The organism is Janthinobacterium sp. PSRC1-1 (assembly GCF_049897525.1).
GTDB lineage: Bacteria > Pseudomonadota > Gammaproteobacteria > Burkholderiales > Burkholderiaceae_D > Janthinobacterium > Janthinobacterium tructae.
In genome coordinates this window covers 37,003-55,504 of the sequence record NZ_JAFCWK010000006.1, presented here as the reverse complement: position 1 = coordinate 55,504, position 18,502 = coordinate 37,003, and the positions used below count along the sequence as shown (strand labels likewise).

The window sequence follows — 18,502 nt, the reverse complement described above, 5'->3', positions numbered from 1 at the left end:
GGCTGCCTGAGCGGACGGGCCCGTCATCGACGCGGCCCGCCCGGCTGGCAGCCTGTCACCGTTTCGTCATCAAGCTGACATGGCGCTGTCACATTCGACAACTATCATGCGGTTGCCTTTAAATCACGCAACCACAGGACATCGCAGCCCATGAACAAGCCCAACGATCTGGCCATCAGCGCCACCGATCTGAACGACATTGACAGCAACGCGTCCCACGACAACCATTTCAACAGCATCCTGAACGCCCGCCTGAGCCGCCGCAACTGGCTGCGCGGCAGCGCCGTCACGGCCGCTACCGCCGTCATGGGGTCGATGGGCCTGTCCGCTTGCGGCGGCGGCAGCGATGCGGCCGCCGTCACACCGACGCCGACGCCCGAAAAACTGCTGGCCTTCACGGCCGTGCCGAAAAGCCTGGCCGACGTCGTGTCGGTGCCGGCCGGCTACAAGGCCACGGCCCTGTATGCACTGGGCGACTCGCTGCGCGCAGCCACGCCAGCCTACAAGAACGACGGCAGCGATACCGATTTTGACAACCGCGCTGGCGACCACCACGACGGCATGGAATACTACGGCCTGTCGGCCGCCGGCGCGCCACTGGCATCCGGCGCCGAACGGGGCTTGCTGGCGATGAACCACGAAGCGACCACGGACGAAACACTGTCCTCGCACTTCCTGCACGTAAATGGCGGCACCACGACGCTGCCGCGCCCCGCCGCCGAAGTCGACAAGGAAGTGGCCGTCCACGGCCTGAGCGTGGTGGAAGTCAAAAAAACGGGCAGCGCCTGGGCCACCGTCAACGATTCCGCCTTCAACCGCCGCGTCACGCCGCTGACGGACATCGAGCTTGCCGGCCCCGTGCGCGGCAACGCCCTCGTCGTGACCAAGTATTCGCCGACCGGCACCAAGACGCGCGGCACCATCAACAACTGCGGCACGGGCAAGTCACCTTGGGGCAGCTACCTGTCCGGCGAAGAAAACTGGGCCGGCTACTTCACCCGCTCGTCCACCGACAACGCCGCGCGCGGCGACAAGTCCGTCGCTTCGCTGAACCGCTATGGCCGCAGCCAGGGCGCCGGCTCGCGCCACGGCTGGGAAACGGGCGGCAGCGACGACAAGTACGCGCGCTGGAATCTGAGCAAGATCGGCGCCTCCGCCAACGGCAGCGACGACTACCGCAATGAATTGAACGGCATGGGCTACATCGTCGAGATGGACCCGTACGACAAGACCCGCCCTATCCGCAAGCGCACGGCGCTGGGCCGCTACGCGCACGAAAGCGCCGCTTTCAGCGTGCCGGCCGTGGGCCAGCAACTGGCCGTCTACATGGGCGACGATTCGCGCAACGAATACATCTACAAATTCGTCACGACGGCCGTCTGGGCCGCCGCGGATGCGACGCCGGCGGACCGCATCGCCACCGGCGACAAATACCTCGATTCGGGCAAGCTGTACGTGGCCAAGCTGGCTGCCGACGGCACGGGCCAGTGGATCGAACTGGCCATGTCGAACGCGCTGATCCAGGCGTACAGCGCCTACAAGTTCGCCGACCTGGCCGATGTGCTGGTGAATGCCCGCCTGGCGGCCGACGCCGTGGGCGCGACGAAGATGGACCGCCCGGAATGGTGCTCGGTCAACCCGGCCAATGGCGAGATCTACTACACGCTGACCAACAACTCGAACCGCACCGTCAATCCGAGCGGCTCGTCGCAACTGGCGCCGGACAGCGCCAACCCGCGCGCCTACACCGACATGAAGGGCAGCAGCGCGCAAAACGGCAATCCGAACGGCCACATCATCCGCTTCAAGGAAGGCACGGGCGCGGCCGCGGCCACCAGCTTTACCTGGGATGTCTACCTGTTCGGCGCCGAGAGTGGCGCCGACGCCAGCAAGATCAACCTGTCGAACCTGACGGCCGAGCAGGACTTTTCGAGCCCGGACGGCCTGGCCTTCAGCCCCTACACGGGCATCTGCTGGATCCAGACCGACGATGGCGCGTACACGGATGTCACCAACTGCATGATGCTGGCGGCCATCCCCGGCAAGGTCGGCGATGGCGCCAAGTCGACCCTGAACTACGCCACGGCGGCCGGCGGCAATCTGGCGGTCGACACCTTCATCGGCAAGAAACCCACGGCCGACACGCTCAAGCGCTTCCTGGTGGGGCCGGTAGGCTCGGAAATCACGGGCATCAGCGAAACGCCCGATGGCAAGACCATGTTCGTCAACATCCAGCATCCGGGCGAAAACACCAAGCTGGCCAATATCGGCGATCCGTCCAAGTACACGAGCCAGTGGCCAGCCAACGCCGGCTATGGGGCCGGCAAGCGCCCCCGCTCGGCCACCATCGTGATCACCAAGAACGACGGCGGACGCATCGGCAGCTGATGTCCGGTACCTGGCGGAGGCATCCGCCAGGCAAAGCCAGCCATTCACCTTGTAAAAGGAGGAAGTGCCCCTAAGTAAGGTTCATCACCAGACATTGCAACGACCGAAAGGCAGCCAGGGAAAACGTTTCCCTGCTTTTTGGTATGATGGCAAGGCGCGCCGGCACCGCAGTGGTGTCACGCGCCTTTATTTTTGACAATTACCTATATGAGCACAACCATGCAAAGCGGCGCAGACTTCCTGGCGACAGGCGAATTGGATTACACGACTTCCTGCGCACTGCCAACGCCGTGGGCCCAGTTCACCCTGCACGCCTTTGTCGAACACGCCACGGGCAAGGAGCATCTGGCCATGGTGCTGGGCGATGTCGGCAACGGCGAACCGGTGCTGGCGCGCGTGCATTCCGAGTGCCTCACGGGCGACGTGCTGTTTTCCCAGCGCTGCGACTGCGGCGCCCAGCTCGAAGGCGCCTTGAAACGCATCGCCGAGGAAGGTCGCGGCATTTTGCTGTATCTGCGCCAGGAAGGGCGCGGCATTGGCCTGATCAACAAGATCCGCGCCTACCGCCTGCAAGAGGCGGGCGCCGACACGGTGCAGGCGAATGAACAGCTGGGCTTCAAGGCCGACGCGCGCAACTACACCTTGTGCAAACCCATGTTTGCGCAATTCGGCATCCACAGCCTGCGTTTGATGACGAACAACCCGCGCAAGATCGCCGCCATGGAAGCGCTGGGCATCACGGTGGCCGAACGGGTGCCGCTGCTGGTCAACCGCAACGCCTTCAACCAGCATTACCTGAACACCAAGCAAAGCAAGCTCGGTCACATGATGACGCCGGAAACGGCGCCGGCGCTGGAAGACGGCGCCCTGTAATGCCCGGGCCGGCGCAGCGTCTGCGCCGTTGCCGCGCCCGCTTCGCTCCTGCTCACGCACAAAGGATGCATGAAATTATCTGACTTCGCCTGCTTGCTGGCCGGCCTGTGCGCTGCCGCAGGCGCCCAAGCGGCCCCGGCTCCGGCGCCTGCGCCCGCCGCGCCCCATACCGCTGCGACTCCCCCCGCCAAGCCGCCACCGGCCACCGCCGCGCCCGCCGCCACCGAACATGCGGCCCTGCCGCCGCCCTCCTCGGCCGCGCAAAAGCTGTACACGGCCGCGCGCGCCGACATCCTGCAAGTACGCGTGCTGCTGAAAAACGGCCGCACGCAATCATCGGTGGGCTCGGGCTTTTTGATCGGCACGGGCGACCTGGTGGTAAGCAACTATCACGTCGTGTCGCAATTTGCGCTCGACCCCGATACCTATGTGGGCGAATGGGTCGACACCAGCGGCCAGCGCGGCAATGTGGAATTGCTGGCCGTCGACGTGCTGCACGACCTGGCCGTACTGCGCGTGAACCGCCACGGCACGGGTTTCTTCAAGATGCCCGAGCCGCTGGCGCCGCTGACCCAGGGCCAGTACCTGTACTCGATGGGCAATCCGCTGGACCTGGGCTTCGCCATTTCGGAAGGCTCGTACAACGGCGTCGTCACGCGCAGCTTCTACGACCAGCTGATGTTTACGGGCCCGATCAATGCCGGCATGAGCGGCGGCCCCAGCGTCACGGCGAATGGCGACGTCGCCGGCGTGAATGTGTCGAAACGCCTCGATGGCGAACTCGTGAGTTTTCTCGTGCCGGCCCGCTATGCCCAGCAATTGCTGGGCAGGGTGGCGCAGCAAGGCAAGGCGCCGAAAGACTTCAAGCCGCTGGTGACGGCGCAGCTGCTGGCGCACCAGGAAGTGATGCTGGCGCGCCTGCTCGACACGCCCCTGAGCCTGAAAGCCATGGGCCCGTACCGCGTGCCGGTGCGCGAGTCCGACCAGATGCGCTGCTGGGGCCGCTCCAACGTGAAGTCCGACAAGCCCTACATGCTCGACAACACCAGCTGCGCCATGGAATCGGCCATCTTCATTTCCGGCGCCCTGCAGACGGGGCAAGTGTCGATGCGCCACGAATTCCTGCGCAGCAGCGAACTGGGCGCGCTGCGCTTTTCCGAGCTGGCCAGCGCCTCGTTCAAGAATGAAAGTTTCGGCAGCTACAAGAGCGCCCACCTGACTGGCCCCCATTGCACCGAACAGTTCGTCAAGAATGCCACCCTGCCCCTGCGCGCCGTGCTGTGCGTGCGCGCCTACCGCAAGTTTACCGGCCTGTACGACTTTGCCCTGCTGGCCGCCAGCACCGATGCGCCACTCATGAGCCTGCAAAGCCGCATCGACGCGCGCGGCGTGTCCTATGCCAACGGCATGCGCGTCACGCGCACCTTCCTCGAAGCGCTGTCGCGCGCCCCCTCCACCATCGGGGCGCGCAAGCCATGACAGCACCGTACTTCATCGAAATCCTCGCCGAGAATGGCGAAGTACAGCAGCGCCAGCGCATCGCGTCCCTGCCGATCCGCATCGGGCGCGGCTACGACAACGACTTCATCCTCGACGACGCGCATACGGCAGCCCGCCACGCCATCGTCGAGGACGACGGCGCAGGCGGCCTGCTGCTGCGCGACCTGGGCAGCCAGAATGGCGTGATCCACCGGGGCCAACGGCAACTGCAAGTGGCCCTGAGCGGCAACAGCATCGTGCGCCTGGGCCACACGCGCCTGCGCGTGCGTGCCAGCGACCACCCTGTTGCGCCCGAACTGAGCGATACCACCAGGCACGACTGGGAAGGCTTGCGCCCCGCCGTCGCCGGCCTGACCATGATCGGCGCCTCGGCCGCCTTCAGCAACTGGCTCAGTGATGCGGACGCCTTCGAGCCGATTTCCTACCTGATGATCATCGCCTACGCGCTGGCCGGCGGCCTCGTGTGGGCGTCGATCTGGGCCGTGGCGAACCGCCTGTTCGGCCATGTGGCGCGCTTCGGCCGCCACCTGTTCATCATCGGCTGCGGCTTGCTGGCCATGGAAGTGTGGGAACTGGGCAGCAATGTGGCGGCGTATGCACTGTCGCTGGAAGTGCTGACGCGCTACGGGCGGCATATGTTCGTCGCCATCGTCTGCACCATGATCTACTACCATTTGTGCACGATCAAACCCCAGCATCCGCGCCGCTTCGGCCTCGTTGCCGTCGTGCTGGCCATCCTTGGCTCGACCCTGATTTTGCTGAGCAACCTGCAGATCAGCGGCCGCCTGGCCGACGAGGCCTACATGGCGGTGATCTACCCGCCGGCCCTGCGTCTGAGCCCGGATCGCACGACGGACGCCTTCTTCGGCGATGCGGCCCGCCTGCAGCGCGCCGTCGACGCCGAGCGGGGCAAGGCGACCCGGGGCGAGGCGGACGACGACGGCGACGAGTAAGCGACGCACACCGCGCATGCAAAAAGCCCGCCGGTCTGTCAAGACACGGCGGGCTTTTTATCGCGCGCCCTCAGGCGCGGATGTCGGCGATAAAACTTAGAACTTGGCTTGCTGCTTGCGGCGCGCCGTAAAGCCCAGCAGGCCCAGGCCGATCAGCAGCATGGCGTAGGTAGTCGGTTCCGGCACAGCCGAGACCAGGCCATCGGTGCTGGAAAAGCTGGTGAAATTGCTGTTGCCCGCCTTGAACTGCGCTTGCTGGCCGCCATCGCAGCAGCTTTCCAGGCCATAGATGCTCAGGGTATGGTTGCCGGCCGCCAGCAAGCTCGAACCGCTGAGGAACTGGCTGCCATTGTTGTAGTTGCCTGCCCACCACATGTCGTTGCTCTTGAAGTCCAGCGCCACGCCGTCGAGGAACAGGGCGCCGCCCTTGCCGAAATCGACGCCGGTACGGAAGCTCCAGGTGCCAGCATCGGCCGCGCTGACGCCAAAATTGACCACCGACTTGAAGGCGATGTTCGAACCACTGCCGAACAGGCTGCTGTTCGTGACATTGTTGTAGCTGGCAATCGTCGTCGTGCCATAACCGGCGCCCGGCGTAGCCACGGCGGTATTCACCACGGACTGGTAAGCGGCGGCCGAAGCTTGCGCGCTGGCGTTCGAGAAACCGGTGGACACGGTGACGGTGCTGGCGTTCGCGTGGGCAAACACACCGACAGCGATCAGGGACAGGGCGATTTTAGGCAAATTTTTCATGATGATATCCAGTAGTTATTCAGTAGGCATGCGGTTGCTTGGACTCAATGCACGCTGCACTGAGGCGTGTCGGTGGGAGCGCTAGAGACTGCAAAGATGAGCGGTCGGGGGCTGGAACTGCCGCGCAAGATCGCGGACTTGCTACGCAATTAGACTGCGCTGCAAGCGTCCAGGAAAGGGGTCGGGTTTCCGGGACAGGTTCAGACGGTTGACGGGTCGGGCAAGACGATGAAGCTATTTTATCCTAATTTTCTTTTAAGAAAAGTATTTTTCTTTTAACCACTAAAGATTCTATTATAACAAGCATCATCGCCTGCCCCGATTGTCGCGACCACGCCACAGATGGCGCCGCCACTGTCGCATCTTGCGCATTTCTTTTCACATGCCGCTGCACCACGGGGCGAAACAGCATGGCAAAATGCATACATGCAGCTATCTGTCCGATAAGGGGGAACGAGGAAATGGTCGACCTGGAAGAACTACGCTATCTGGCACTGTCATTTCCCGACGCCACCGAGGAAGAACACCACGACCGTCCAGCCTTCCGCGTGGGCGGGAAGATCTTTGCCACCCTGCCCGACGACGAGCACATCAACGTGCTGCTCGATGCGGAAGCGGCGCATATCGCCACCGTCATCACGCCGTCCGGCTGTCAAAAGCTGTGGTGGGGCGAACGCCTGGCCGGCATCACGGTGCGCCTGGCCGATGCCGAGCTGGACATGCTGGCCGCCGCCCTGACGGCCGCCTGGCGGCGCAAGGCGCCCAGCGACCTGGCCAAGACCATCGCCCCGACCGGGTAGTTACATCGGCCAATTGCGCAGCAGCAAGCCCACCATCTGCTGCAATTGCTCGCGCGATACGCCCGCCGCCGCCTGGATGGCCATGCCCTGCGACAAAGTCACGACAAAGCGCGCCTGCTGCTCGGGGCAGGAATCGGGTGGCAAATCGCCCTCCTCCCTGGCGCGCCGCAAGCGGTCGCGCAATTTGATTTCACCGCGCAGCCGGCGCGCAAACAATTCATCGCGGATCGGCAAGGCGTCGTCGCTGCAGGCGAGCGCTGCATTGACGCCCATGCAGCCGTGCGGGCCATCGGGCATGGTTTGCGCATCGACATACTGCGTCAGCAGGGCTTCCACCACCTGGCGCGCCGTCGGCTGTTCCAGCGCCGCATCGAAAAACCGCATGCGCGTGTCGCTGTAGCGTTCGAGCGCCTTGTGAAATAGCTGCTCCTTGTTGCCGAAGACGGCATACAGGCTGGGCCGGTTCATGCCCATGGCTTTCGTCAATTCCGGCAGGGAACTGCCTTCATAGCCTTTTTCCCAGAACACTTTCATGGCGCAATCGAGCGCCTCGTCCGCGTCAAAGGTGCGTGGCCGGCCCGTCTTCGCCTTGACGGCTTCCTCTTTTTTATCTTGTTTCATACCGTTCGGTAAAAAATTATTGACAACAATGTCTGCCTGCCCTGATTATATACCGACCGGTTAAAAACCTCCGGCTTTTCAGGAACCCCTCATGCATACATCTTCCAACGCCACTGACAACGATACCACCGTGGCGCCGTGGCTGGCCGTCCTGTCGGTCGGCATCGGCGCCTTCGCCCTCGTCACCTCCGAATTCCTGCCCGTCGGCCTGCTGCCGGCCATGGCCGCCGAACTGGCCATCAGCAAGGGCCAGGCGGGGCTGATGATCACCACGCCCGGCATCGTTGCCGCGTTTGCCGCCATCTTCGTCACCGTCGGCTCGGGCCGCCTGGACCGCCGCATCGTGCTGCTGGCGCTCACTGCCCTGCTGGTCGTTTCGAACCTGCTGGTGGCGCTGGCGCCCTCGTATGCGTGGATACTGCTGGGCCGCGCCATGCTGGGCGTGGGCGTGGGCGGCTTCTGGGCCATCGGCAGCGCCATCGGCCCGCGCCTGGTGGCGCCGCAGCATGCGTCGCGCGCCATGTCCATCATCTTCGCCGGCGTCTCGCTGGGCACGGTGGCGGGCGTGCCGGCCGGCGCGCTGGTGGGAGACTTGGTCGGCTGGCGGGTCGCGTTCGGCGCGGCCAGCGCCATCGCCGTGCTGGTCTTCGTCGGCCAGCTGTTGCTGCTGCCCAGGCTGCCGCCGACGCAGGCCATCCGCCTGCGCCAGCTGCCGATGATTTTCAGCATCCGCAAGGCCAGGCTGGGCCTGATCGCCACAGCCATGCTGTTCACGGGCCAGTTCGCCGCCTACACGTATATCGCGCCCTTCCTCACGCAGGTTTCGCACCTGGCCGCCGGCACGGTCAGCGCCATGCTGCTGGTCTATGGCGCGTCCGGCTTCCTCGGCAATCTGCTGGGCGGCTGGGCCGCCGGCCGCTACGAACGGGCCGCGCTGATGCTGACGGGCGCCGTGCTGGGCCTGTCCACCCTGGCCCTGGCCGCGCTGGGTAGCCATTCGGTGACGGCGATGCTGCTGGTGGCCGTGTGGGGCTTCGGTTTCGGCGCCATGCCGATCGCCGTGCAAACGTGGATGTTCAAGGCGGCGCCGCACTTGATGGAAGGCAGCAGCGCGCTGTTTGTCGCCATCGTGCAAGTGTCGCTGGCGTCGGGCGCCTTGCTCGGCGGCATGGCCGTCGACCGGCTGGGCGTGTCCAGCGCGATGGTGGTGGGCGGCGTATTCGCCCTCGGCTGCGCCTTGACGATCGCGCTCTTCGGCAAGCCGCAGACCAGCGCCAAGGCTGGCGCGGCCTGCATCACATCGTAAGAATCAGATGCGCCCGCGGCGAAATTCGCCGAGGAATTTCGTCACGTCGGCCGGCGTCATCGGCACATCCGCGTCGCCATGATATGCGTACAGAAAAGGCGTGCCGCCCAGGCGATCCGTCAGCTTGGCAAAGAGTAAAAAGCGGCTGCCGAGCGGGTAGCGCTGCAGGTCGACCAGGCGGCGCGAGCACTGCACCGCCAGTTCGGGAGAGAATGCCTGTCCCGGCACGGGGCGGATTTCCACGCGGCCATGGATCGCGCGCGATTCGACGGCGACGTGCCGGTATGCATAAGTATCACGGGCCATGCCGCCACCTTGAAGGAAGTAAAGGCGCCATCTTAAGCGAAGTGGGCGCCTGCCGTGCTACTGCGGCACGATGCGCAGCAGGCGACCGTTGTCTTCATCGGTCAGCGCATACAGGTAGCCATCCGGTCCCTGGCGCACGTCGCGCACGCGCGCGCCGATGGCCAGGCGGTCCTGCCCCGTCACCTTGCCGCTCGCATCGACGGCGATACGGCGGATATCCCTGGCCGCCAGGCCGCCGCTGAAGATGCTGCCGCGCCAGGCGGCAATCTTGTCGCCCGTGTAGACGGCCAGCCCCGACGGCGCCGGCGACGGCACCCAGGCCACGCTCGGATTGAGCATGCCGGCCACTTCGTGCTTGCCGACGGGCTCGTGCGTCTTGTAGTCGGCGCCATAGCTTTGCAGGGGCCAGCCATAGTTGCCGCCCGCCACCACCAGGTTCAGCTCATCGCCGCCGTACGGGCCATGTTCCGTGGCCCATACGCGGCCGGATACAGGATCGAGCGCCAGTCCCTGCACGTTGCGGTGGCCATATGACCAGATTTCCGGCAAGGCGCCCTTGGCCGCCAGCGGGTTGCCGGGAGCCGGTTTGCCCTCTTCCGTCAGGCGCAGGATGGAGCCCTGATGCGTGGCCAGGTTTTGCGCCTGCTCGCGCGCCAGGCGGTCACCGATGCGCAGCGGCGGATTGCCGCCATCGGCCACGCTCATCAGCAAAGTGCCGTCCGGCAGCCACAGCAGGCGCGAGCCGAAATGCTGGCCGCCGCTCTTGTCGTTGGCGACCTGGAACAGGGTCTGGATGCCCGTCACCTTCTTGCCGTCGAACACGCCGCGCACCAGGGTCGTACGGTTGGCGTCATTCGTGCCCGTCGACACCGTCATATACACGCGCGGGTTCGGCTTGCCCGCATCCTGCGGATGCAGCACGATATCGAGCAAGCCGCCCTGCCCGCCCGTGAAGACTTTGGGCATGCCTTCCAGCGCCACATCCTCGAACTTCTTGCCATTCAGCAGATGCAAGGTGCCCTGCTTGCTGGTGACCAGCGCGCGCCCCTCGCCCAGCCAGGCGATGCCCCATGGCTGGCGCACGCCCTCGGCCACGGTGACAGCCTTCCATGGCTGTTGCGCGGCAGGCGGCTCGCCCGTGGCTGGCAGTTCGGCGTGGGCGGGCATAGCGGACGCCGCGAAGGCCCCCAGCAACAGAGCGGTGGAAAGGCGTGTGCGCTTGATGATTGGCATCCGAAGTTCTCCTGTCTATATGAAAAAAGGCGGCCGGGATGGTCTCTGCCATCGTGCCGCTTTCTAAAAATAGCATACATTACACAGCGGGCGGGCCGCCGTTTTCATGCGATCAGCGATAAATCAGATGGCACTTCGCGCGCGGCGTGCTGTTCAAGGCGCCATCCGCCTGCGCCGGCGGCGCGATAGCACGCGATACCCTGGGCACGGTCTTCAAATACCGCGCCGCAGCATTTCTTGTACTACTTTACAGAATGTGCTAAAGTTAACTTTTATTTTCTATAGGCAATATTTATATTGCCAAATTTCCTGCTTGCGTCCGTACACAGGGTCTGCTTGGAATACGCACATATTCAATACGCAAGCCCGGCTTGGCGCAGAAAGCGCGGATATTCTGAGGCATATGCATACTGCAGATATCTTCCGGCATTTAAAAATTACAGGGGTGACACAGGATGGATATGTTTGTGCTTTTTTATGTATTTTTCGCCCTCGCTATCGGCGGTATTTTTCTATTTAATTATTACTGGCATAGAGAACACTATGGCAAATATCCAACCTACGATGACTACCAGATGCAACATCCAGAACTGGTCAAGCCCGGCTTTCTGAGATGCCACAAGTGTAGCGGTTCTTCCATCCACGTACGTGGACTTCGAGGCGCGGCGGACAGCAAAAAACTGCATTCCTGCCGAACCTGTGGCACCACCTTGTACAAAAGCGCTCATTAAAAACGCAGATAGTCCACGCGTGCCGGACGCTTGCATTTGGCAAATCCGCTGCAGAAGCGAAAGCAGCAGAGCCGCCTCACCGGCCTTCGGCCACATCCACTAGTCAAGGTATTTCAAATGCTTCCCAACATATCAAAAACGCTATTGGCCCTGTTCCTGGCTTTTAGCTTGAGCGCTTGCTCCAAGGGCTTGGACAAGCCGCTGCTTACGGGTGCTGGAAGCGAGGCGTATAAGGCATCGTTGGCGGCCGCAGTCAAGGACATGGACGACAATCAGGTGCAAGCCTTCGACTGGGCGGTCTCCGATTTGTCGATTGATACGTTGAACAACCGCTACCCTAACCAAACACCGCGCAAGATAATTCAGGGCGAAGTACAAGATATTCTTGGAAAATCACCGGCAGAAATTGTGGAACTGGAAAAACAGGCTGCTGCCTGGAACGCTGCAATACAGGAAATTCAAAAGGTCGTCAGTACAGACAGCAGGTTCACACTCGAAAAAGACTTTTTTGGACTACAGCCACTTATTCGAACCACGCTACGCAATGGCAGCAAATTTGGGTACAGCAGTTTGAAATGGCGTGCAGAGCTTTATCTGGATGGATCGGACCAGCCCACCGCCGTGAGCGAACAATTTGATCTGTACAAGAATGATGGAGGCTTTTCCTCAGGCGCCACCGTTCAGCGTCAATTCTCGGTGGGTTTTGTCAGCGGCGATAGCAATTGGACCACGCTGGAAATTCAGAACGCCAAACAACGTCTGGTCAAGTTGATTGTAATGCCCGAGCGGGCCACAGATTTTGGTGAACGTCTGATTGCAGGCCCATCGCCACTGCCAAAACTGGAACAGGTCAGGCAAACCTTGGCGACGGCAAAAACTTTGAGCAATTTGTAAGTAAGATTGAATGACAACATGTGCGTGAAATCAAGGCGTCCTCTATAACGGCGGATTTCTTGCCCGCCACGGGAACTTTTTGCTGGATTACCGACAAAAAAATCCGCGCGCAGACGCACATCGGCAGACATCAGCAACGATGTCCTTGACGCCGTACTGCAAGCAGGAACCGACCGGATAAGAACTGCTACGGTAAAGCTGCTGCAAGCAACAAGGCCACGGCCTCCGCCGCAATCCCCTCTTCGCGCCCCAGATACCCCAGCTTTTCATTCGTCTTGGCCTTGATGTTCACCTGCCCCACACTCACGCCCAGGTCGTCGGCCACGTTGGCGCACATGGCGGCGATGTGCGGCGCCATCTTCGGGCGCTGGGCGATGATGGTGGCGTCGATATTGCCGATAATATAACCGGTCGCCTGCACGCGGCGCACGGCTTCGCGCAGCAGGGTGCGCGAATCGGCACCCTTGAATTGCGCGTCCGTGTCGGGGAAATGGCGGCCGATGTCGCCCAGGGCGGCGGCGCCGAAGAGCGCGTCGGTAATCGCGTGCAGCAGTACGTCCGCGTCGGAGTGGCCGAGCAGGCCCAGGTGATGGGGGATCTTCACGCCGCCGATGATCAGGTCGCGGTGCTCCACCAGCGCGTGGCAGTCGTAGCCCTGGCCGATGCGGAAAGGCAATACGGGAGTGGTGATGGTCGTCATGCGGTCTTTCTGTTCAGGATTCAAGGATGGGCCAAGTACAGCTCGGCCGTGTGGATGTCGCGCGGCAGGGTTACCTTCAGGTTGCGCGGGTGGCCCTCAATGAGCCTGGGCGCCAGGCCCAGCGCTTCGACGGCGCTGGCGTCGTCGGTGATCGCTTGCGGATCGGGCGCTTCGGATAAGGCCTTGTGCAGCAAGGCATAGCTGAACATTTGCGGCGTCTGCGCCAGCCACAGGCCGTCGCGCGGCACCGTCTGCGCCGACAGGCTGCCCGGCCCCGCCCGCTTGACGGTGTCGACCACGGGCAAGGCCAGCAAGCCGCCTGCCGGATGTGCACCGACTTCGGTAATGAGCTTGGCGATCAGCGCCGGCGTCAGGCCGGGCCGCGCCGCGTCGTGCACCAGCACCTGGTCATGCGCCGCTATGCTGCCGTGCAGCGCCTGCAGGCCATTCAGGATCGTTTCCATGCGCGTGGCGCCGCCGCAGCGCAGCACCGATATGCCAACCCCTGCGCCTTGCTCGGGCACGACCGTGTCAATCAGGCCATCCTCGGCGCTGACGACGATGTAGGTATGCGCGATCAGGGGGCTGGCGAGAAAGGCGTCGAGCGCGTGGCGCAGCATGGGCTTGCCGGCGATCAGTAAATACTGCTTGGGGCTGCCCGCCTCCATGCGCGCGCCCACGCCGGCGGCGGGGATCAGCGCAAAGTAGCGGACGGTGTTCGGTGCTGCTGTCATGCGCTTCCTTGTCTTGTCACTGCTGGGCGGGCGCTACCTTGCCCGCCAATATGTTCTGGATTTCGCCATTGCACGCCTTGCCCAGGCGCGCATATTCCTGCGGCGAATCGATGGCAGCCTGCAAGGTTTCCACCTTGCGCATCTCGGCCTTGACGTAGGGCAACCAGCCCGTGTCGATCTCGCGCGCCAGCGCGGCCTTGGCCGTGCCGCTGGGCGCGTACAGGGGCCGCGCCTCGAACCGCCTGGCCAGCGCCGCGCGCACGGTCTTTTCCACGCGCGGCAAGTGTTCCATATAGGTCTTCATGTGCCGCAGCTCGTGCGCGAGTATCTCATCATACGCGCAAGTACCGGGGGCGAACTCGCGGCCGATATAGATCACCACGGGCGCATACGTGAGGCTCACGGTAATCTGCGGCGCCACGCATTCATAGCCACTGGCCGGGTCTTGCAGCATGGGGCCGGCCAGCGCGATCCGCACCTGCGAATCGGTCTTCGTCAGGCCCAGCACCCAGGTATTGGCGCGCGCCGTGCCCTTCATGACGGTCAGCGCCTTGTACGGCAGATGCGTATCGATGCTGTAGCCGTTCTGCTGCGCCGTCAGCACGGACACCGTCTTGCTGATCGTGTCTTCGCAGCGCACCTGGAACGGCGTGCGCGGCTGCGCCTGTGCACCCAGGGTGACACAGGCAAGCAGCAGGAAAATCGCGTTACGCATGCGCAGGATCAAGCCGCTTGCCAGGCGCCGCTGGTGATCTTGTCGAGCCAGAAGATGCCGATGACGGTTTTCACGTCGGTGATGGTGCCATCCTTGACCCAGTCGAGCAGCTGCGGCACGGTGGCCGTAAACGTTTCCAGGAACTCGCCCTCGTCGAGGCGGCGCTCGCCGGCGACCAGGCCGCGCGCCAGAAACAGTTCCAGGTGTTCATCCGAATACGCGATAGCGTTATGGATGGTGGAGACGAATTGCCAGTCGCTGGCCGTGTAACCCGTTTCTTCCAGCAACTCGCGCTGGGCACAGGCCAGATGCGATTCGCCCGCATCGATCTTGCCGGCCGGGAATTCAATAAAGACCCGGTCCAGCGGATAGCGGTACTGGCGTTCCATCAGCACCGTGCCATCGTCGAGCAGCGGCAGGATCACGACGGCGCCCGGATGCAGGATGAATTCGCGCACCGTGATCTTGCCGTCCGGCAGGGTCACGCGGTCGCGCTGCACGCGCAGGAAGCCGCCTTCGTAGACGAGCTCGCCGTCCACCCTGGTTTCAATCAGATTCGTATCCATGCAATTCCTTGGTTCAATAAAAAAACGGCGCCAGAGGCGCCGCTTTCGGTCGATGGCGCCTAGCGGCGTTTACGCAAATAACGAGTCACGAAGCCGGGAAACGCCAGCACCAGGAACAGGCAGCCGGTGATGGCATAGAACTCCCACGTCTGCGGGAAACCGTTGCCGATGCGCGCTTCGAGCGCGAACGCCACGGCGCCGACGATGAAGTACAGAATCACCATCTCCAGCAGGCGCAGCGCCAGCGGCTTGCGCCAGCCCTGCTCCGCCTGCGCCGCTTTTTTCAGCGGCACGGCGGCAAACAGTTTCTCATTCAGAAATGGCAGGTTGGCGCCCAGGATACCCAGGGCGATCACCAGCCAGCTCGAGGCGGTGACATCCATCGGTCAGGACGCCAGGGTCTTGGTGATGGCCGTCGCGCAGGCAGCCAGGATGCTGTTAGGCATCACACCGAGGGCCAGGACGAACACGCCGTTCAGGGCCAGCACGACGCGCATGTCGCCATGCACGACCAGCGCGTTGGTGTCGGTCGGCTCGTCGAACCACATCATCTTCACGACGCGCAGGTAGTAGAAGGCGCCGATCAGCGAGAACAGCACGGCGGCGATGGTCAGCCACAGCTGGCCCGTGGCCAGCACGGAGGCCAGCACCGAGTACTTGGCCATGAAGCCCATCAGCGGCGGCACGCCGGCCAGCGAGAACATGAACAGGGTCATCACCAGCGCGAAGATCGGGCTGCGTTTGCCCAGACCCTTGAAGTCGGCCAGTTCTTCTGCTTCGAAACCATTACGTGCCAACAACATGATCACGCCGAAGGTACCCAAGGTGGTGAACACGTAGGTGATGACGTAGTACATCGAGGCGCCGTAGGCGGTGGCTGCGCCAGCCGCGTTCAGCGTGTTGTTCGGCGCATCGACGGTACCGGACAGCAGGCCCAGCAGCACGAAGCCCATTTGCGCGATGGTCGAGTACGCCAACATGCGCTTCAGGTTCGTTTGGGCGATGGCGGTGAAGTTACCGATGGCCAGCGACATCACGGCCAGCACCAGCAGCATTTGCTGCCAGTCATGCGCCATCGGCAGCAAGCCCTCGCCCAGCAGACGCAGGGTGATGGCAAACGCGGCCAGTTTCGGCGCGCCGCCCAGCAGCAAGGTCACGGCCGTTGGCGAACCTTGATACACGTCAGGCACCCACATGTGGAATGGCACGACGCCCAGTTTGAAGGCCAGGCCGGCGACCAGGAACACCAGGCCGAAGACCATGATGGTGCCGTTGGTCTTGCTGTTTTCCAGCGCCACGCGCAGTTCGCCCAGGTCCAGCGTGCCGGAGGCGCCGTACAGCATCGAGATACCGTACAACATGAAACCGGAAGCCAGTGCGCCCAGGATGAAGTATTTCATGGCCGCTTCCGTGGCCTTGGCATTGTCACGGCGCAGAGCGATCAGTGCGTACAGCGACAGCGACATCAGTTCCAGACCCAGGTAGATGATCAGGAAGTTGTTGGCCGAGATCATGATCATCTGGCCCAGCAGTGCAAACAGGGCCAGCACGTAGAACTCGCCGCCCAGGTTACCCGACAGCATGTTGCGGTCGGTGGCATAGGCACGCGAGTAGATCAGGGTCAGCGCCACGGCGCCGTACGAGAACAGTTTCAGCAGCTGCGACATCGGGTCCGACACGAACATGTTATGGAACGTGTAGACGGTGGTGCCCGCGTTGAAGTCGCCCACGGTCAGCAAGGCGCAGCCGGCCAGGGTCAGCAAGGACAGCGCATAGGTGATCGAACGCTTCGCCGCAGGCAAGAACATATCGATCAGCAAGAGCGCCGACGTGGCGATCAGCAGAAAGATTTCCGCGTACAGCGGTACCAGATTAGGTGCATTAGTCATGTTATCGGTCTTCTATTTAAGGCAACTTGCTGGTGGCGACATGCTGCAGCAGGTCAGCAACCGAAGTTTGCATCGTGTCGGTGAACGGGGCTGGGTACAGACCCATCACGAGCACGGCGATGGCCAGCAAAGCAAGCATGAAGAATTCACGTTTGTTAATGTCGGTCAATTCGGCCACGTGTTTGTTCTTGATCTTGCCGAACACCACGCGCTTGGCCATCCACAGCGAGTACGCCGCGCCCCAGATCAGTGCCGTTGCAGCCAGCAGACCGATCCAGAAGTTGTATTGCACCGCGCCCAGAATCACCATGAACTCGCCGACGAAGCCGGAAGTCGCTGGCAGACCGCAGTTGGCCATCGAGAACAGCACGAAGAAGGCGGCAAATTTCGGCATGCGGTTCACGACGCCGCCGTAGTCGGCGATGTTGCGGGTATGCATGCGGTCATACAGCACGCCGATGCACAGGAACATGGCGCCGGAGATGAAGCCGTGCGAGACCATCTGCACGATACCGCCCTGCACCGAGATGTCGTTGAACATGAAGAAGCCCAGGGTAACGAAGCCCATGTGCGCGATCGACGAATAGGCGACCAGTTTTTTCATGTCGGTTTGCACCAGGGCAACCAGACCGATGTAGATGACGGCGATCAGCGACAAGGCGATCATGAAGCCCGACAGGTAGTGGCTGGCGTCCGGCGTGATCGGCAGCGAAAAACGCAGGAAGCCGTAGGCGCCCAGTTTCAGCATGATGGCGGCCAGCACGGCGGAACCGCCGGTAGGCGCTTCCACGTGGACGTCCGGCAACCACGTGTGGACCGGGAACATCGGCACTTTCACGGCAAACGCCATCAGGAAGGCCAGGAAGATGAAGATCTGTTCGTTCATCGTCAGCTTGAACGCGTGCCAGGCCAGGATGTCGAAGCTGCCCGTCACGTTGCGCAGGTAGATGATGGCAACCAGGGTCAGCAGCGAACCGAAGAAGGTGTACAGGAAGAACTTGAACGACGCGTACACGCGGTTCGAACCGCCCCAGATACCGATGATGATGAACATCGGGATCAGGGTTGCTTCAAAGAAGAAGTAGAACAGCAAGCCGTCCAGCGCGCAGAACACGCCGATCATCAGACCCGACAGGATCAGGAAGGCACCCATGTACTGGGCGATGCGGTTCTCGATCACTTGCCAGGCCGAAATGACGACGATGACCGTGATGAAGGCCGTCAGTGGAATGAACCACAGCGACAGGCCGTCGATACCCAGCGAGTACCAGATATTGAAAGTTTCAATCCAAGGTGCTTTTTCGACGAATTGCATGCCGTGTGCGGCGTTGTCGAAATGCTGGATCAGCGGCAAGGTGCACAGCATGCTGAGCACGGCGCCAGCCAGCGACAGCCAGCGGGTAAAGCCCGCTTTGCTGTCACGGCCAAGAGCCAGGACCAGGACGCCGCAAATGATCGGCACCCAGATCGACAGACTCAGGTAAGGAGGTAGTGTAGAAATCGTAGACTGCATCATGGTTCTCAGTATTCTTTTATCAGG

19 protein-coding genes are annotated in these 18,502 nt (G+C 62.6%); 7 read left to right on the top strand and 12 right to left on the bottom strand.

From position 1 onward, the window contains the following. The first annotated feature begins 150 nt into the window (after window positions 1–150). From ACP7DW_RS14580 to ACP7DW_RS14565, 4 genes are all read left to right on the top strand, one after another. A complete protein-coding gene (locus tag ACP7DW_RS14580; protein ID WP_426055468.1) occupies window positions 151–2,388 on the top strand; it encodes a PhoX family protein in 2,238 nt (745 codons plus the stop codon). Between the two features lie 219 nt (window positions 2,389–2,607). Continuing rightward, a complete protein-coding gene (gene ribA / locus ACP7DW_RS14575) occupies window positions 2,608–3,261 on the top strand; it encodes a GTP cyclohydrolase II (protein ID WP_298411538.1) in 654 nt (217 codons plus the stop codon). Window positions 3,262–3,330: 69 nt separating this feature from the next. Next, window positions 3,331–4,740, top strand: coding sequence for a S1 family peptidase (locus ACP7DW_RS14570; RefSeq protein ID WP_426055469.1), 1,410 nt, complete (start codon window positions 3,331–3,333; stop codon window positions 4,738–4,740). Further along, window positions 4,737–5,714, top strand: a complete 978-nt coding sequence (locus ACP7DW_RS14565; protein WP_426055470.1) for an FHA domain-containing protein — start codon at window positions 4,737–4,739, stop codon at window positions 5,712–5,714. Before ACP7DW_RS14570 ends, ACP7DW_RS14565 begins: the two co-directional genes overlap by 4 nt. A 96-nt stretch (window positions 5,715–5,810) precedes the next feature. Here ACP7DW_RS14565 and ACP7DW_RS14560 read toward each other — a convergent pair whose 3' ends face one another. Continuing rightward, window positions 5,811–6,467: a CCXG family PEP-CTERM protein gene (locus ACP7DW_RS14560; RefSeq protein WP_426055471.1), complete on the bottom strand. Its 657-nt coding sequence runs from the start codon at window positions 6,465–6,467 to the stop codon at window positions 5,811–5,813. A 244-nt stretch (window positions 6,468–6,711) separates the two neighbouring features. Next, window positions 6,712–6,891 carry a hypothetical protein gene (locus ACP7DW_RS14555; RefSeq protein WP_426085218.1) on the bottom strand — a complete coding sequence of 60 codons (180 nt, stop codon included), beginning with the start codon at window positions 6,889–6,891 and terminating at the stop codon, window positions 6,712–6,714. Window positions 6,892–6,928: 37 nt separating this feature from the next. On the opposite strand from ACP7DW_RS14555, the gene ACP7DW_RS14550 reads away from it, so the two are divergent. Further along, window positions 6,929–7,267 carry an MmcQ/YjbR family DNA-binding protein gene (locus tag ACP7DW_RS14550; protein WP_071076375.1) on the top strand — a complete coding sequence of 113 codons (339 nt, stop codon included), beginning with the start codon at window positions 6,929–6,931 and terminating at the stop codon, window positions 7,265–7,267. On the opposite strand, the gene ACP7DW_RS14545 is transcribed toward ACP7DW_RS14550, so the two are convergent. Continuing rightward, window positions 7,268–7,888, bottom strand: a complete 621-nt coding sequence (locus ACP7DW_RS14545; protein WP_152249853.1) for a TetR/AcrR family transcriptional regulator — start codon at window positions 7,886–7,888, stop codon at window positions 7,268–7,270. 91 nt (window positions 7,889–7,979) lie between these two features. On the opposite strand from ACP7DW_RS14545, the gene ACP7DW_RS14540 reads away from it, so the two are divergent. Beyond that, complete coding sequence (locus ACP7DW_RS14540) at window positions 7,980–9,194, top strand: MFS transporter (protein WP_426055473.1); 1,215 nt, start codon at window positions 7,980–7,982, stop codon at window positions 9,192–9,194. Between the two features lie 3 nt (window positions 9,195–9,197). Here ACP7DW_RS14540 and ACP7DW_RS14535 read toward each other — a convergent pair whose 3' ends face one another. Both ACP7DW_RS14535 and ACP7DW_RS14530 read right to left on the bottom strand, forming a co-directional pair. Beyond that, complete coding sequence (locus tag ACP7DW_RS14535; RefSeq protein ID WP_165829510.1) at window positions 9,198–9,500, bottom strand: hypothetical protein; 303 nt, start codon at window positions 9,498–9,500, stop codon at window positions 9,198–9,200. Window positions 9,501–9,557: 57 nt separating this feature from the next. Next, entirely contained in the window at window positions 9,558–10,733 is a 1,176-nt protein-coding gene (locus ACP7DW_RS14530) for a PQQ-dependent sugar dehydrogenase (protein WP_426055474.1), read from the bottom strand. 767 nt (window positions 10,734–11,500) lie between these two features. Between ACP7DW_RS14530 and ACP7DW_RS14525 the strand changes: the two genes are divergently transcribed. Then, entirely contained in the window at window positions 11,501–12,358 is an 858-nt protein-coding gene (locus tag ACP7DW_RS14525; protein ID WP_426085217.1) for a hypothetical protein, read from the top strand. A 187-nt stretch (window positions 12,359–12,545) separates the two neighbouring features. On the opposite strand, the gene ispF is transcribed toward ACP7DW_RS14525, so the two are convergent. From ispF to ACP7DW_RS14490, 7 genes are read right to left on the bottom strand one after another with little or no spacing between them, the layout of a single operon-like run. Continuing rightward, window positions 12,546–13,058 (bottom strand): 2-C-methyl-D-erythritol 2,4-cyclodiphosphate synthase, encoded by a 513-nt coding sequence (ispF, locus tag ACP7DW_RS14520; protein WP_426055476.1) that lies wholly within the window; start codon window positions 13,056–13,058, stop codon window positions 12,546–12,548. A 20-nt stretch (window positions 13,059–13,078) separates the two neighbouring features. Then, window positions 13,079–13,792 carry a 2-C-methyl-D-erythritol 4-phosphate cytidylyltransferase gene (gene ispD, locus ACP7DW_RS14515; RefSeq protein WP_426055477.1) on the bottom strand — a complete coding sequence of 238 codons (714 nt, stop codon included), beginning with the start codon at window positions 13,790–13,792 and terminating at the stop codon, window positions 13,079–13,081. A 16-nt stretch (window positions 13,793–13,808) separates the two neighbouring features. Further along, window positions 13,809–14,507 (bottom strand): hypothetical protein, encoded by a 699-nt coding sequence (locus ACP7DW_RS14510; RefSeq protein ID WP_426055478.1) that lies wholly within the window; start codon window positions 14,505–14,507, stop codon window positions 13,809–13,811. A gap of 8 nt (window positions 14,508–14,515) precedes the next feature. Further along, window positions 14,516–15,073 carry an NUDIX domain-containing protein gene (locus ACP7DW_RS14505; protein ID WP_426055479.1) on the bottom strand — a complete coding sequence of 186 codons (558 nt, stop codon included), beginning with the start codon at window positions 15,071–15,073 and terminating at the stop codon, window positions 14,516–14,518. A 59-nt stretch (window positions 15,074–15,132) separates the two neighbouring features. Then, a complete protein-coding gene (locus ACP7DW_RS14500) occupies window positions 15,133–15,456 on the bottom strand; it encodes a DUF2818 family protein (protein ID WP_070288753.1) in 324 nt (107 codons plus the stop codon). A gap of 3 nt (window positions 15,457–15,459) precedes the next feature. Further along, window positions 15,460–16,962: an NADH-quinone oxidoreductase subunit NuoN gene (gene nuoN, locus ACP7DW_RS14495; protein WP_426055481.1), complete on the bottom strand. Its 1,503-nt coding sequence runs from the start codon at window positions 16,960–16,962 to the stop codon at window positions 15,460–15,462. Window positions 16,963–16,978: 16 nt separating this feature from the next. Continuing rightward, window positions 16,979–18,478, bottom strand: a complete 1,500-nt coding sequence (locus ACP7DW_RS14490) for an NADH-quinone oxidoreductase subunit M (RefSeq protein ID WP_426055482.1) — start codon at window positions 18,476–18,478, stop codon at window positions 16,979–16,981. Between the last annotated feature and the right edge of the window lie 24 nt (window positions 18,479–18,502).

Excerpts from the sequence above, each read along its gene's own strand:
- ACP7DW_RS14505 (WP_426055479.1), bottom strand. The coding sequence starts at position 15,073 with ATGGATACGAATCTGATTGAAACCAGGGTGGACGGCGAGCTCGTCTAC.
- ACP7DW_RS14555 (WP_426085218.1), bottom strand. The coding sequence starts at position 6,891 with ATGCATTTTGCCATGCTGTTTCGCCCCGTGGTGCAGCGGCATGTGAAA.
- ACP7DW_RS14550 (WP_071076375.1), top strand. The coding sequence starts at position 6,929 with ATGGTCGACCTGGAAGAACTACGCTATCTGGCACTGTCATTTCCCGAC.
- ACP7DW_RS14490 (WP_426055482.1), bottom strand. The coding sequence starts at position 18,478 with ATGATGCAGTCTACGATTTCTACACTACCTCCTTACCTGAGTCTGTCG.
- nuoN (WP_426055481.1), bottom strand. The coding sequence starts at position 16,962 with ATGACTAATGCACCTAATCTGGTACCGCTGTACGCGGAAATCTTTCTG.
- ACP7DW_RS14510 (WP_426055478.1), bottom strand. The coding sequence starts at position 14,507 with ATGCGTAACGCGATTTTCCTGCTGCTTGCCTGTGTCACCCTGGGTGCA.
- ACP7DW_RS14560 (WP_426055471.1), bottom strand. The coding sequence starts at position 6,467 with ATGAAAAATTTGCCTAAAATCGCCCTGTCCCTGATCGCTGTCGGTGTG.
- ribA (WP_298411538.1), top strand. The coding sequence starts at position 2,608 with ATGCAAAGCGGCGCAGACTTCCTGGCGACAGGCGAATTGGATTACACG.
- ACP7DW_RS14580 (WP_426055468.1), top strand. The coding sequence starts at position 151 with ATGAACAAGCCCAACGATCTGGCCATCAGCGCCACCGATCTGAACGAC.
- ACP7DW_RS14570 (WP_426055469.1), top strand. The coding sequence starts at position 3,331 with ATGAAATTATCTGACTTCGCCTGCTTGCTGGCCGGCCTGTGCGCTGCC.
- ACP7DW_RS14565 (WP_426055470.1), top strand. The coding sequence starts at position 4,737 with ATGACAGCACCGTACTTCATCGAAATCCTCGCCGAGAATGGCGAAGTA.
- ACP7DW_RS14540 (WP_426055473.1), top strand. The coding sequence starts at position 7,980 with ATGCATACATCTTCCAACGCCACTGACAACGATACCACCGTGGCGCCG.
- ispF (WP_426055476.1), bottom strand. The coding sequence starts at position 13,058 with ATGACGACCATCACCACTCCCGTATTGCCTTTCCGCATCGGCCAGGGC.
- ACP7DW_RS14545 (WP_152249853.1), bottom strand. The coding sequence starts at position 7,888 with ATGAAACAAGATAAAAAAGAGGAAGCCGTCAAGGCGAAGACGGGCCGG.
- ACP7DW_RS14500 (WP_070288753.1), bottom strand. The coding sequence starts at position 15,456 with ATGGATGTCACCGCCTCGAGCTGGCTGGTGATCGCCCTGGGTATCCTG.
- ACP7DW_RS14535 (WP_165829510.1), bottom strand. The coding sequence starts at position 9,500 with ATGGCCCGTGATACTTATGCATACCGGCACGTCGCCGTCGAATCGCGC.
- ispD (WP_426055477.1), bottom strand. The coding sequence starts at position 13,792 with ATGACAGCAGCACCGAACACCGTCCGCTACTTTGCGCTGATCCCCGCC.
- ACP7DW_RS14530 (WP_426055474.1), bottom strand. The coding sequence starts at position 10,733 with ATGCCAATCATCAAGCGCACACGCCTTTCCACCGCTCTGTTGCTGGGG.